Origin of the sequence: Streptomyces sp. NPDC056486 (assembly GCF_042795295.1) — a bacterium.
Lineage (GTDB): Bacteria > Actinomycetota > Actinomycetes > Streptomycetales > Streptomycetaceae > Streptomyces.
On record NZ_JBHTSF010000208.1, the window covers coordinates 1 to 13,389 of the forward strand.

The window sequence follows — 13,389 nt, forward strand, 5'->3', positions numbered from 1 at the left end:
GATCAAAACGTCGGTAGCAAAGCGCTAACCTTCCTTCGTGGCTGATGCGCGGGAGACGAACGAGCGCAGACTGCGTCGGCTGCAGCAGATGCGGAGGACCGGCTCGGTCACGAAAGCGTCTGAGGCCCTGGGCGGAATCTGGAAGGCCGGGAAGAAGCCGGACTCGATCGTCCTGCGCAGTGCTTTGCTGCGGGCCGACGGGGAACGGTCGAGACTCACCAAGCTGGTCCTTCCGCGGGGGATAGCGCTGCGCTTCTACCTGCTGGCCGTCTTCGAGGCGCAGTGCCGGCTGGACACAGGAGACCTCTGGCAGAACGTTCGCCCGCTGAAGGGGGCCGAATCGTGGTCCACCCTCGTTGCCATCGACGGTGCGTACGACACAGCGTCGGGTGCGTACGATGCCGCGTTGAAGAACATGCCTCCGGAGCTCCGCGGTAGTGCGCGTGCGGAGGAGCGGTGGCGTACGCGGAAGCTGGAGGACTTGCGGCTTCGGCAAGTCAAGGGAGCCCTGAGAACTCTGGAAGAACTCGGCCAGGAAGACGCCTTGGTCTCCATGCCTCGGGGCGCGCGCGGACAGCGGTTGTACGAGGACTTCTCGCTCATGGAGGAAGGCGGGCGGGGCGATATGCCGACCCCGGACCTCTACACCGCCCCCGCCCGTAGCTGGACAGCTGCCAGGACGATCACGCTCCCCAAGGGCTTCTTCCTGAAGGGATGGATCCAGGTGCTCAATCCTTCCGAGGTCGCCACCTGGCTCATCCTGAGAATGATGAGCCAGTGGGCGCCCAGGAAGCACCGCGCGGCAGGCGTCTTCCTCACCACGCGGCCCCGCATGCAGGTCTTCGGCCTGCGTGACGATGCCTGGGAGGACGGCTGCCAGCGGCTTCTCGAATTCGGCCTCATCCGCCACGCCGAACCGCCCGAGGGGCTAAGAGCTGCCGTGGACGCGATCGCCGACCCCCTGATAACGGCGCTCTTCTCCCAGCCGACTCGCGTCCGCCAGGCTTATGAGCCGCACTTTTGGCAGATGACCGACGATGGGCTCGCCGAGAGCGCCATGCAGACGCTCGACCGGGAACTTACCCATCGGCGAGAGGCACTCGCCGATGCCGCCATGAAGCGCGTGCAGCACGATTCCGAGCCCCTCGCCAGTCATGCGCCGACCGACGAGTGAGGCGCGCGCCGCACGCCGCTGCCCTGGGCCCGGCCCGCTTTGCCGAGAGTGCCCTTCGAACCGCCGACCTGGCCGTCAGCGACTCCCGTTCTCGTGCACAGAGCCACTCCGCCTCTTCGGGGCTGCCGGGGTTGGTTGACCGAGTTGTTTTCCACGGTTGCTAAGCGCAGGGCAGGGGCCGAGGTCGTCTGTGATCTATACAAGCACCGGAACGAGGGCGTCCATGCAGGGAGTGTTCCCACCGGCATTGATCTTGCAACGGGCCGCTGCTTCGCACTGTGCTTCGTGGAACTGGCTAGCCGCGGCACGCTGTGACGCCGGTGGTGTCTCAACGATGCGCGACTTGGCCGGAGATGCCCACACCAGTCCCCACACCAGTCCCCACACCAGTCCCCGCGCCGGGGTCTGTGGCCGATGGGGACGGCGGCTTTGCGGCAAAGGCTTTGGGCGGAGCTTGGTGCGCCTTGTTCGCCTCTGGCGGTCAGCACCGTGGCAGTGCAATGACCTGGGAACTTTTATGGTGCTGGAGTGGCGTGAAGAGCGCGCGTGTCTGGTGTGGACACGGTCCGGAAGCGGCTTTGACGTCTGCGTAACCTGGAAACGGTCAAAGGGGTTCAGCGATCAGGCCTGCGTGGCAGTCTATATAGCGTGTGGGCGGCTCAGCCGGCTACATGGTGGCTGGCATGCCAGCCACCGCTGTTGGAAAGATAGGTCTGACCCTGCGCTCCGGCCAAGAGACTCAGAGGGCAGACCGCGTCAGGCGGGGGCTTCGCGCTCCCGCCTGTTCCCGTTGTAGGCGACGTCTGGGCTGTGTCAGTTTGATGGCGGCCTCGGCGGTTTCGCTGTCTCAACAATCGGTTGCGTGGTGATCGGTCCCCGTCACGGGCCTGTCGGCTGCAGGAGACACTTCACACACTCCGTCACGGCTAGCGGAGGGGTGGGCGAGCGCCCTGGTGGCGGTCCGTCTCAGTGATCCTCGACGATGAAGCAGGCCCGCTCGTAGAGTTCGTCAAAGGTGATTACTTCGACGTCCTGGATGGATGTCCGGTACAGCTCGAAGGAGCTCATCTTCTCCGGGTTCACGGCGCCGTTGTGGGTGAACTCGCGCAGGCTCCCGATCACCACGACCTGTCGCGGGCGAGTGGTGGACAGTTCGATGTCTGTCGGAGTGCCGTCGTCCTCGTAGATCCGGGTGAGAAGCTCGCTGGAGATGAGCTGTTGGGCCTTGCTGGCCGTCTTTTGCACCTGCGCCACACCGCCGCCGAGTTCCTTGGATGCCTGGTAGACGCCCGCGCGGTAGGGGGTCTTGGCGAGCAGTTCGGTGTCGTGGGTCTTGATTTCGCAGAAGAGCATGCTGCTGATCAGGCCCTTGGAACGCATGATGGCGTCGATGCGTTTCCCGGCTCCGCCGAAGATGTTGGCGCCGGTGGTGATGCGTTCCAGTTTGCCGTCGTTGATGGATTCGCAGGCGATGAGGTTGAGTCCGTAGCCGAAGATCCACTGGTTCGCCTCGAAGAAGGCCTGCCAGACCGCCTCCGGCCCGCGTGTCGTTGCCAGGGTCCCCTCCTGCCGGAGGTATTCCGGATCGGTCAGCAGTTGCTCGAACCTCTGGAGCTGTTCCTTGCGGTTGCCGATCAGTCGGATGTCCTCCTCTGTGAGCCCGCCGCCGATAGCTGTCTTGACCGCACCGAGAATCATCGTCCGGTCCTGGCCAGTCAGCAGCTGGGCCAGTTGGGCCTCGTCGCCGGCCATGAGCTGGAGGGAGCTGCCGGGTGTGCTCAGGCCGGTGCAGCCCTGGAGGAAGTTGATGACCTTCCAGAAGTTCTCGTGGACGTCTCCGGTGTCGACGAGCGCCTTGACGGCCCGGGTGGTCCCGGTCTCAGGCACTGTCTGCGTGGTGGAGACTTCCCCAGCCTTCTTCTTGTCCTTCTTCCAGAGCTTGATCCTCGGGGTGAAGGTGTCGCCCTTCTTGATGATGGTGACGCTGCACAGGGTCGCTACCTGCGGCCGGTCGTCGAGGACGAAGTCGGTGATCATCCGGCGTGCGCGGGTGTCATAGAGGTAGTGGAACCCGCCGCTGTCCTGCGAACCGCGGATCTCTAGGTCGGTGAAGTCCCTGCGGGTGACATCGAACTCGGTGGTGGAGAAGGGGAGCCGGAAGCCTCGAACGGTGGGGGTGGCGGGCACTGCGGCTTGGGTCCGCCAGTCCGGTGGGATGTTGGGCAGCGGGCGGGTGTCGCCTTCGATCACAAGGTCTTGGACGTCGATGCGCCCGAGCTGGATGAGCACGGACTGCAGCGTCCGCCAGACCACCTCCTTCGCTTCCGGGGTGCAGGTGGGCAGAAGCTCGCGCTCCACCGTCAGGACCGCCTCGTAGGTGGCATCCGTCCAATGGTCACCAGGTATGGGATGGAAGAAGCCGCCGTCACGGCGGAGGGTCAGGACCGCGGTGCGGAGCAGGTCGCGTGCGGTCTCCTCGCCGGCGCAGTCCAGGAGGCTGAAGGTCTGGCCGAGGACCAGGTCGAGCTTGCCCGTGTCCTCGTCCTCCAGCGGCAGCGGGACCAACGGGCCACTAGGCGGCACTCGTACCGGCTTATACAGAGGGCGGCCCGAGAGCCACTCGTGCGGACGCAGAGCCCATCCGTCCGGCGCCAGAACCAGGTTCAGTTTCTCGACGTGCTTTATTGCCTCCTCGACGTCGGCCGCCACTTCTGGCTGGACCATCCGTGCCAGAAAGGTGAGCAGTACCTGGTCCGGTCCGTGGGAGAGCTCCAAGCGGGAGTCCTCGAAGATCCAGTCGTCGGGCAGGTCTGGGTTGTTGAACCGGTGCTGCTGGATATCGGCGCGGACAGTCGGAAGCTGGCTGTTGCCGACTGGAGGTCGGTCCAGGTCGTAGAGGCCCTCCAGGAACGTGACCTCGTCCAGTTCGCCCCACCAGGGGCGCGATATCCCGCGCAGGTACGTGAAGATGTCACGTCGTGTCACCGCCGTGATGGTCGGCGGCTCGTTCGTTCCGGCCGGATCGGTGGAAACCATGCGTCCAGGATGGACGGTTGGGCAGTAGGGCGCCGGACAGTTGAGACTTTCACCGTGTCGAACGCGCCGCCGCCCACACTCGCTCCATCCCCATCGCCTTCGGGTGTGGGGACACATTCCGCACGAGGTCGCCGCGCTCGCCGTCACCCGCTACCCGTGACGGAGTGTCACAGGCAGCGGCGCCGGAGTCCGGTCATGAGGATGACGCGGTGGCGCAGGAGTGGCCCCCGGCACGGTCAGTCCTGATCCGTTTCTGGAGCTTCAGATCCGTGATCCGGCCCTCGTTGACACCGGAGTTGAACGGGGTGGTGATCCCCTGTTGTCGGCAGGCCCATCGCCGGTTCGTTGAAGCTGCTGCTGTCCCAGGCGCATCGTGTGTATCTGCGACCGGCCGAAGAGCATGTGAGTCCAGTCCAGTCCCGTTCCAGTCGGTGGCGGGGCCCCGCCCCTAGCGGCGGGTGCCCGGGGGAGCGGCTTCAGAAGGACCCGGACCACAGGTCACACGATAAAGCAGAAAGAGAGGGGAACTCGAAAACGCTTATGCCTTTCCTTGAATCTGGACTCCCAGCACCGTTCGAAGAGCATTACGGGGTAGGAAATTAATTCTCTGATCCCGTAATGCTGCGGCTCGATGGCGAGAACGGCAGGGGGAGATCCCGACAGGATCGTGAGGGGAAGGGGTCCCGCAGTGGTGCTGATTCGTTTCTGCAGACCGGCCGGTCGGACGCGGCGGTCGGAAATGCGTGAGGACATGTCAACTCCCGTTCCAGGGTGCGGCACCCGGAAGAGATCGGCACGGTGAATCGCTCAAGTGTGCGCATATCGCGAAGAGTTGCGGCAGTGGGTACTCGTCACCTCTGACACCTGCATATATGCACCACGGCTGCAAGCGATGTGCTACCGCACCCGCTTCTCGGGCAACTGACGGGCTCACGGCAGAGAATGACTTTCAGTCAAAATGATCACGGGGTGCGGAAAACATCCGACCTACTGTTTAAAACCCGGGACTCTCTAGACGGGCAGGTTCCGGTGACGCCATTCTGTTCTGTGGCGACCACTGTGTTCTGGCCGGAGCGCGACCGGTCGTCATTCCAACAGGTAACCGGCCTGCAGCCCCCCAGGGGGCTGCAGGACCCGGTCCACACAAAACGAGAAGAGCGATGACGACCTTTCCCTACTCCGACGACCCCGAGCTGCGCCCCCGGAAGATCACCCGCGTCGGCGTCGACGAGATGCTCCACACCATGCGCCAGGAATTCCCCGCGCAGAAGATCAACTTGAGCACCGACTACCGGATCCCCCGCCAGCAGGGCACCAGAACGCGCCGTACTGTCCACGTCAACGGCGCCCACACCCTCGACGGTCTCCTCGACGACCCCGAGATCCGCCGCACCGTGCCCACCACCGCCGCCGTCGAGCTCACCCAGCTCACCGTCGACGCCGTCGACGCGGACCGCCACATCTGCGTCGAGATCACCCGCCACGGCGTCACCGCCCTCATCGAGGGGAGCAACCGCGACTGGGTCTACAGCCGTTCCGACGAACTGCGCCACGCGGTCGAGGACGGCCACCACCCCGCCTGGGCGGTGTGGCGGGTCTCCCGCCGCCGCGGCTATCTCGTGGCCGGACTGACCCTCGATGTCCTGGCCGCAACCCTTACCTGGGTCATTGCCGGGGGCTGGATCCTGGGCTCCGCCGCCGGCCTGACCATCGCGCTCATTGCGCTGATGGCCATCCCCGCCGCCTCCGTCGCCATCGGCAGCCGCTACGCACACCGTTGCGCCGTCAAGATCCGCAAGACGACTCCGTCCTGGTTCTGGCAGCGCTGGAACATCAGCGAGCGCATCGCCTTCTGCGCCGTGATCGTCACGCTGATCATGCTGGTGACCAACACGCTCGTCACCCTGAACTCCGCCCAGGACGCCAAGGGCCTGCACACGCCCTCCCGCGCACCGAACATCACTGCCACGGACCGGGACTTGATGTGACCACACGAGCCGAACATCCGACCCCCGGGCCGGGCTCCGCCACGGAGCCCGGCCCCCGGGCCGTCGGGACCGACGACGACTTCGCCGACTTCTACCACCGCACCTACACCCGCTACCTCGCCTACGCCCTCAGCTACACCGCCAGCCCAGACCGCGCCCAGGACGTCGTCCACGACACCTTCATCGACCTGTACACCCGCTGGGACACCATCCGCCAGCCCGTCGCGTACGGCGCCAGGACGCTGCGGCACAAGCTCCAGGACCAGGCCCGCCGGATGACCCGCACCATCCTCACCCACACCTTCCTCGACGACGTCACTCTCACCGAGGCCGAGCCCGGCGATGCCGTCGTCCTCAGGAACACCCTGGTGGACGCACTGCGCATGCTGCCGCCCGTGAGGCGCCGCATTGTGGTCGCCTACTACCTCCAGGACTTCACCACCGACGAGATCGCCACCACCCTGGCCATCGCCCCCAGCACCGTGCGGGCCCACCTCGTCCACGCCCGCCGCGACCTGCGCGCCCTGCTCACCGACCAGCCCCTGGCGCTGACGGACGGCGGCGACCAGCCCATGCCGCAGACCACTACAGATACCGACGCGCACCCGGGTGCGGACACCGTTGCCGCACCCTGCGAGCAGGTCTACGACCGCTACGTGGAGGTGGTCTACCGCTACATCGTGATGCTCACCGGCACCGGTACGGCCGCCGAGGACCTCACCAGCAAGACTTTCCGTTACGCCCTGGCCCACCGAGAAGCCCATGGTGATCCCAAGACGTGGCTCATGGCCACCGCCCGCACCTTCGTCACCGACGAGCCCGAGGAAGCCTGGCTGCGCACCGACGACCGCCACGATGCCGTCACCACACTCATCGACGCCGTGTCTCACGGGCCCGCCGATGACGCGCCGCTGGACATCGACACACTCCTGAACGCCCTGCAGTCCCTCAACCGGGCCCAGTACGAGTGCATCGTGCTCCGGTTTCTCCAGGGCATGACCGTCGCAGAGAGCGCCCACGTGATGGACCGAACCGAGGGTGCCGTGAAAGTGCTGCAGCACCGGGCGCTGAGAAACCTCACTCAGCACCTGGAAGAAGAAACCAGAGCCGACAACGATGGGTTACAACCTGCCGATATCAGCCAGACGTTGAACGCAGTCGTCGCGCCGCAGTGCTCTCATTACATTCGGCCGAACACGGCAACCCACCAGCGTATGCGGGCAGCCGTCGACAAGCGCTGCGCCGGTGAACCCCTCACCAGATAACCCGCGCCCCACCCGAACGTCATTGCCTCGGGCGCAAACCACCCGCAACGCACCGTGCACCGCAGCGAGTCCGGGTGCCTCTCGCATTGGTGAAGACGAACGTCGCAAATCCGTGGACAGGCCACGGCCCTGGTGTGTTAGTCGAGCCAGTGCACCAGACGCGCCGCTTCGTGCACCGCGTGGGCGCGGCCGACGAGTTCCAGCGCGTAGTCCTGCGAGGTCTGGCTGCCGTGGTCCAGAAGAACCCCGGACGTCCCCAGCAGCCGGGCGCTGGCCAGGCACGCGGTGTCCAGAGCCAGTGCCAGCATCTCCGGGGAGGGCTCATGGGCGTGCAGGGTGCCGTCGAGGAAGCGGGACATGCGCGTCAGCCCGAGGGGCGTGCTGTGGGTGACCTGGCTCAGCAGTGAGTAGGCCACCGGCAGCCAGCCCGGTTCCGGGTAGGGCGCCCCCATTTCCAGGAGCATCTGGTCGATCGGCGGCAGCTGTCGGCGCCCCTTGGCGATGTCCTGCGGGCCTTCGACGACGTTGTCCGGCAGTTCGAGGAGCTGTCGCGCGGCCCGCAGGCCCACCCCGTTCCCGGAGAACAGCGCGATGGTCTTCTTCTTCCGCGCGCGGAACTCGTCGAAGTAGCGTTTGGAGCGCTCCAGGAACGTCCCGTCCTCGGGGTCGGCTGTGAGCCAGGTGAACCGCGCGGCCTCCTCCAGCAGCATGCGGGCGCCGAACACGGCGCTCACGGCGCCGTGCTGGTCGTAGGTGGACATCATGGTGTCGAAGGCGGAGCGGGCTCCGGCCTGGGCGAGGATGCTGGCCAGCTTGGGATCGCCGTGCGCCCAGGGGTCGGGGCACCAGCTGCCGACCGTGGCCTCATACTCCTTGGCCGCCGCAATGACGATGTCCGCACTGGCAATATCGGGCAGCACATCATCGGCCGCGACGAGGACCCCGGGCCGCAGCCGTGATGGCCGGCGGGGCTGCCTGACCTTCACGGGAGCCGATGCGGGCTGCGCGTGACCCAGCCCGTGGACCGCGTTCGCCGCCTGGACCACCTCCTGCGTCAGCCGCACCGCGGTGCCCAGAAATCCTGCCTGGTCCACCTCGGCAGGCCAGCTCTCCGGCACTGCACAGCAGACGCCCAGCAGCGTGACCGTCACCCCGACAGCGGCGACATGCATGAAGAGCGCCTCGTGATCGGCCCGCAGATCATGGCCGGGCACTCCGTCCGCGGTGACACTGCTCTGCATCCCCAGCAGGTTCCCGTGGCCGGCGTGGGCCAGGACCATCACTGCGCCCCGCAGCCCTGACACCGCCAGCATGCCGCGCGCCGTGTCCAGGAGGTCCTGCACACGGCCTCCGGTCAGCTTCGCCGGGTCGGGCGCGGCGGGGGAGGAGGCCAGGTATGCGTCCAGGAGTTCTTCGGCGCCGGGCGGATCGGGAGCCGACAGCCAGTCCAGCGAGCTTCCTGTCAGGTCGGTGACACCGGGCAGGGGCACGAACCACCGGGGCAGGTTCGGGCAGCTGACATCGTGCTCTTCCAGGTAGCCGCAGATCCGGTCGCGTTCCAGGAGCATGCCCGACAGCAGCGTAGGACGCCGTTCGGCCGGCGACTGTCCGATCCACTGCCATCGCAGCCCGTCGTCGAACAGGCTCCTGGCCAGCGCTCCCACCACGGTGCCGCCGATACCCGAACCGAGCAGCGAGGCCGCACAGCCAAAACGCCACCGCGCGAAGGGGAAGGCAGACTCGGCCAGAAACTGGTCTCCCGGCCCGTCGAAGTGGAACTCCGCGGGCAACGTGTCCAGATGGACGCGCAGGGCTCTCGAAGCCTCCCGCAGACGAACTGTCGTAGCGGCTGTGTCCCGGTCGTCAGGCCATCGCCCCGCGCCGACCGGAGACTGCATGGCCGTCATATCCCACCCCTATGTGCTGTCGCTGAAAAGCTCCGTGCTCTGCCCGGCTGCTCTGCAACGCGTACACGAGCGCCACCACGGCACGGCCCCGGCACCATCAGCGCAAACCTCTTTGGCAGTGCGCTGGCTGCGCCAACTGGAGCGGGAGTTGTTCCGATGCGACCTCGCCGGTCGTTTTGAGGCTCCACCACATGACCGGTGCCGATGAGCCCACCAGCAGAGAGAGCCCTCCTCAAGGGCCGAGCCGGACGGCCGCCACGCACTGTGGTGAGGATTCGAAGGCGCGAGCGCGGGATGGCGTCTTCGGTATGAAGGCAGATGCGGCGACAGGATGGGGAATGTACGGATCAGCTGCCGCACGCGCGCCCTGCCATCCCGCCGCGGCGTGTGCCGGCAACATCGCCCGGTTTCAAGGGGGCCGGCGACACAGACACCGGGGAGTCCGCGGACGGCGGGCTGGTCGTTGCCCATGACGACCAGCCCGCCTGTCCCGCAGCGAGCAACACGTGCCCACGCGACTGCGCCCCCCTTGAATCCGTCCTCTCGCCCGCTACAAAGCAGCCCCGGCGCGTACTGGCTTCGCCATGATGGACCGTGAACGAAGCAGGCAGACAGCAACAAGGGGGAGACGGTGGGGGAGTTCGACCACGAAGCCACGATCACGCACACCACGGAGGTCCTGCAGCGCCTGGGCGTAAGCACTCAGGCCGGGAACCTGGCCAACGCTGCCGCGGTCGGGATCACCCAGCTCGTGTGGCGCAACGGGCCCATCGAGGACGCACACGCCGGTGCACGCGGCCGCCGCAACCAGCTCCACGACGGCGTGATGTTCGCCCGCAACACCTGGGTCTACCACCAGGCCCTGGAAGCCGTGACCAGCAACAAGCCCTACGCCCTGCTGGAACTCGAAGACCGCCTTCTCGACCGCCACCTCGTCTGGCCCGGCACCTCCCGCACTCTCAAGCAGTTCGGATACGGCGTCCTCGGCGAGCTCGACAAGCACACGAAGAGGATGATCAACGGCCTGATGGGCTTTCAGCGCAGGTTCACCGACGAGGAGTTCTGCACCCTGGCCGCGCTCAACGGCCTCCTGGGCGCCGAGGACCACTTCGGCATGCCCGCCTGGGAACCCCGCGTACACGCCGCCATGACCCGGCTGCGCGGCCAGGACGCCGCCTTCACCGAACGCCTCAAGACCCGCTACGACCTCGACTTCACCCAGTGGCTGGACAAGGCACCCCCCGTCGTCCACACCGACCTGCCCGAGGCCGAGCGCGCCCTGCTGAGCGCCCCCTACGAGCTGGGAGCCGACGAACTGGACTGGTTCGCCTGGAACCCCGTACTCACCCGCGACCACCTCTAACCACGCACACCCCGCCCCACAGGACGCCCCGGCCCGCACCCTTCAGTAGACGCCGACCGCGCCAGCGCTCCCTGCATGCCGCGCACCACCCGCTGCCACTGCCGCAGCTCAGATCGGGAGACGAACCGCGCCTCGCCTCCGTGGCCGACGGATCCAGCTCAGCGAACTCCTCGAGCGCCTCGACCAGCTTGCCCACCTCTTCCTGCCGGCCTCTGCCCTCCACGGCAAACCGGACCTTCGGAGCGAGCGCGTGCACACGATGCGCGGCCCGGTAGTAGGCGACCTGATCGTCGCTCAACCGCCGCACCGCATAACCCCCGCACTTGCTGCAGGGATCGAACTTCTCGTTGCCCAGCAGCTGAGAGACCGTCACGAGCTCGTCGTGACGGTCCACCCCGTACTGCGGACGCCGATGCGCACACCCGGGGGAGTGGGCCCGGCCCTGATACCGCCCCGACCCATCCGTGGTGTACGCCTGCACCGACGCCAAGACGCCCAGCGGCAGATCAGATCCAGGCCAATCACCCTCCGACCCCTCGAACGGCTCCAGATCCAGCTGCTCCATCGCCAGCAGCCCATGCCACACCGCCGACCCGAAGGGATACCGAGGACGGCCGCTCTCCCCGCAGCCCCGCGGCTCCAGCTCACGCAAGTCCACCACCGACCGCGCGAGCGTCAGCGAGCGCAACGCCTGCCCCACATCCCCACGCCCCTCACACAGCCGCACCAAGGCCCGCTCGCCCTCCGCCACGCCCAGGCTCCACCCGGAACCCCTCCGCGCCCGGATCGTGCACAGGAGAAGCCCACACAGGACCCTCCTGCTCCTGACCGGCGAACAACTCCTCGGGAAGATCACTTGCCGCCGCGAGAATGATCCCCCGCCACCCCGCAGCACAGCGCTCCTCCAGCACACTCAGCGCCACGACCTCCCCCCCCCCGAACCCAGCCCCGCCACGACATACAACTGCTCCGCATCCCGCACCGTGCTGCGCAGCGCCCGCAGATGCTCACCTGTCACCAGACGCCGCCCACTGACAGGCGTGTCATCGAACACCCCCGGCACCACACCCTCACCCGAGCGCGGCCTCACCACCCGCACCGCACCTTCCCCGCCCTCCTCGGCATAGGACAGACCAACACCCCACCGCCCGGACAGCAGGCGGGCCGCGACCACCTCCGGCACCCGCACCCGCAACGCCAACTGCCCCGACTTATCCCAGTCGACCGACACGGCGAACGCAGCCAGAACACCCCGCTCCCACTCACTGACCCGATCAAAGAACGAGCCGCGCTCCTCATGCTGCGACCAGCCCTCAGCCAGGACCCGTGTCACCAGCACTCCACTCCCCAAGCAACCGCCCGCAACGCTCCAGCAGCTCATCGCGCCCCTTACGCCGCCGCCCCATCTCATCCACCACGTAATGGGCTACGTAGCCGCTCTCGCGCGGATGATCCCAGCCACGCCCCACCACGCCCTGCCACCGCTCCCACAACCTCTGCAACGCCGACTCGACAGCCTCAGCAGAACCCAAAGCAGCGAACCCCGGATCACCAGAGGGCAACACCGGCTTCTCCATGACAGACACGGCCGCCGCCAACACCAGCGACGGGACGTCCACCAACTGCGAGGCCTGGCCCCGAAGCTCCTCACACCGCCGAGCCTTCAGCTCCACCCGCGCCGACGCCCACGGCACCAGCCAGGGAAACAACCCCAGCGTCTGATGCACCCGCTCCAAGCTCGTCAGAGCGTCCAACCAGGACGAGAAGACAGCCTCCCGGACACCCCGCGCCTCCCGCACGGAGTCCCAGTCCTCCTCGTCCCCTTCAGAACCAGTACCTGAGCCAGCACCAACACCGAGAACAGAGGCTGCCTGCGCAACCTCAACACCCCCGTACTCGTCCTCGTCCGCCTCGACGTAGGCCTCCAGCTCGTACAGCAACCCCAGCCCAGTCAGAGCCTCAACAAAGATGCCCAGTCCCGTCCCAGGCCGCGCCCACAACCCAGACGAAGCACACGCAGGACACATCCGCTCTAACGACGAGGCACCCAAGGGCACTTGCTGCTCAACCACCCGCGAAGAATGCAGATAGGAACACGAAGCCCGCCCATGCAGCCGTCCTCGGCCACCAGGCACAGCCCAGACAGTGACAAGAGCCCCCTCGAAGGGCCCAAGCGGGATATCCGAAGTCAGCAGACGATACGTCACACAACCTCCCCCAAAGCGGGCTCGATTCTAGTCACCCCACAAACAGACAGGAGGAAAACCCCAACATCCCAGCGCCGCCAGGCGCCCCCACACCACACAACGAACCACACGCACCCCACCCACAAAACCCATAAACACAGAGAAAACCCCCCGCCGTCAGGCGCAACCAAAGAAATGAAAACCAACAAACAAAACCCTAGAATAGAAGAAGAAAGGTGAGCCGCCAGGCGAACCAACAGCCCACCCCCACAACAAACATGACACCCACCCAACAAAAACAATCCAGAAAAGGCCGCGCCAGCGGGCCAAGCATAAACCACCAACAAAACAACCCAGATTTTTCGTCAGAAAAATCCAACGCCAAACCAAGGGCCGCGTCAGCGGCCCGGCATAAACCTAAAACGAATTTGTCGTCAGACAAATTCCGGGGCGTGAAATTTCGTCAGAAA

Annotated in this window: 10 protein-coding genes; 5 read left to right on the forward strand and 5 right to left on the reverse strand. The window is 66.4% G+C overall.

Going from position 1 to position 13,389, the window contains the following annotated elements; translation table 11 throughout:
- Window positions 1-37 precede the first annotated feature (37 nt).
- The gene (locus ACFQ7F_RS41535) at window positions 38-1,174 is read left to right on the forward strand and encodes a hypothetical protein (protein ID WP_383283225.1); all 1,137 of its coding nucleotides are present in this window, start codon (window positions 38-40) and stop codon (window positions 1,172-1,174) included.
- 966 nt (window positions 1,175-2,140) lie between these two features.
- Here the strand turns inward: ACFQ7F_RS41535 and ACFQ7F_RS41540 are convergent.
- Window positions 2,141-4,210, reverse strand: a complete 2,070-nt coding sequence (locus ACFQ7F_RS41540) for a Shedu anti-phage system protein SduA domain-containing protein (RefSeq protein WP_383283228.1) — start codon at window positions 4,208-4,210, stop codon at window positions 2,141-2,143.
- 1,160 nt (window positions 4,211-5,370) lie between these two features.
- On the opposite strand from ACFQ7F_RS41540, the gene ACFQ7F_RS41545 reads away from it, so the two are divergent.
- Entirely contained in the window at window positions 5,371-6,198 is an 828-nt protein-coding gene (locus tag ACFQ7F_RS41545) for a hypothetical protein (protein WP_383283231.1), read from the forward strand.
- The gene (locus ACFQ7F_RS41550; RefSeq protein WP_383283234.1) at window positions 6,195-7,463 is read left to right on the forward strand and encodes a sigma-70 family RNA polymerase sigma factor; all 1,269 of its coding nucleotides are present in this window, start codon (window positions 6,195-6,197) and stop codon (window positions 7,461-7,463) included. The genes ACFQ7F_RS41545 and ACFQ7F_RS41550 overlap by 4 nt, the downstream gene beginning before the upstream one ends.
- A 137-nt stretch (window positions 7,464-7,600) precedes the next feature.
- Here the strand turns inward: ACFQ7F_RS41550 and ACFQ7F_RS41555 are convergent, their stop codons facing one another.
- A complete protein-coding gene (locus tag ACFQ7F_RS41555) occupies window positions 7,601-9,370 on the reverse strand; it encodes a hypothetical protein (protein ID WP_383283237.1) in 1,770 nt (589 codons plus the stop codon).
- 631 nt (window positions 9,371-10,001) lie between these two features.
- Between ACFQ7F_RS41555 and ACFQ7F_RS41560 the strand changes: the two genes are divergently transcribed.
- On the forward strand, window positions 10,002-10,733 hold the full coding sequence (locus ACFQ7F_RS41560) for a hypothetical protein (RefSeq protein ID WP_383283240.1): 732 nt from the start codon (window positions 10,002-10,004) through the stop codon (window positions 10,731-10,733).
- On the opposite strand, the gene ACFQ7F_RS41565 is transcribed toward ACFQ7F_RS41560, so the two are convergent.
- From ACFQ7F_RS41565 to ACFQ7F_RS41575, 3 genes are all read right to left on the reverse strand, one after another.
- The gene (locus ACFQ7F_RS41565; RefSeq protein ID WP_383283243.1) at window positions 10,714-11,484 is read right to left on the reverse strand and encodes a hypothetical protein; all 771 of its coding nucleotides are present in this window, start codon (window positions 11,482-11,484) and stop codon (window positions 10,714-10,716) included. The two genes, ACFQ7F_RS41560 and ACFQ7F_RS41565, sit on opposite strands and share 20 nt — an antisense overlap.
- Before the next feature lie 162 nt (window positions 11,485-11,646).
- Window positions 11,647-12,066, reverse strand: coding sequence for a hypothetical protein (locus ACFQ7F_RS41570; RefSeq protein ID WP_383283245.1), 420 nt, complete (start codon window positions 12,064-12,066; stop codon window positions 11,647-11,649).
- Complete coding sequence (locus tag ACFQ7F_RS41575) at window positions 12,047-12,673, reverse strand: hypothetical protein (RefSeq protein ID WP_383283248.1); 627 nt, start codon at window positions 12,671-12,673, stop codon at window positions 12,047-12,049. The genes ACFQ7F_RS41570 and ACFQ7F_RS41575 overlap by 20 nt, the downstream gene beginning before the upstream one ends.
- Window positions 12,674-13,155: 482 nt before the next feature.
- On the opposite strand from ACFQ7F_RS41575, the gene ACFQ7F_RS41580 reads away from it, so the two are divergent.
- Window positions 13,156-13,389 (forward strand): hypothetical protein (locus ACFQ7F_RS41580; RefSeq protein WP_383283251.1); only part of this gene is annotated, 234 nt, incomplete at its 3' end.

Coding starts and splice junctions, on each gene's coding strand:
- ACFQ7F_RS41555 (WP_383283237.1), bottom strand. CDS start 9,370: ATGACGGCCATGCAGTCTCCGGTCGGCGCGGGGCGATGGCCTGACGAC.
- ACFQ7F_RS41540 (WP_383283228.1), bottom strand. CDS start 4,210: ATGGTTTCCACCGATCCGGCCGGAACGAACGAGCCGCCGACCATCACG.
- ACFQ7F_RS41545 (WP_383283231.1), top strand. CDS start 5,371: ATGACGACCTTTCCCTACTCCGACGACCCCGAGCTGCGCCCCCGGAAG.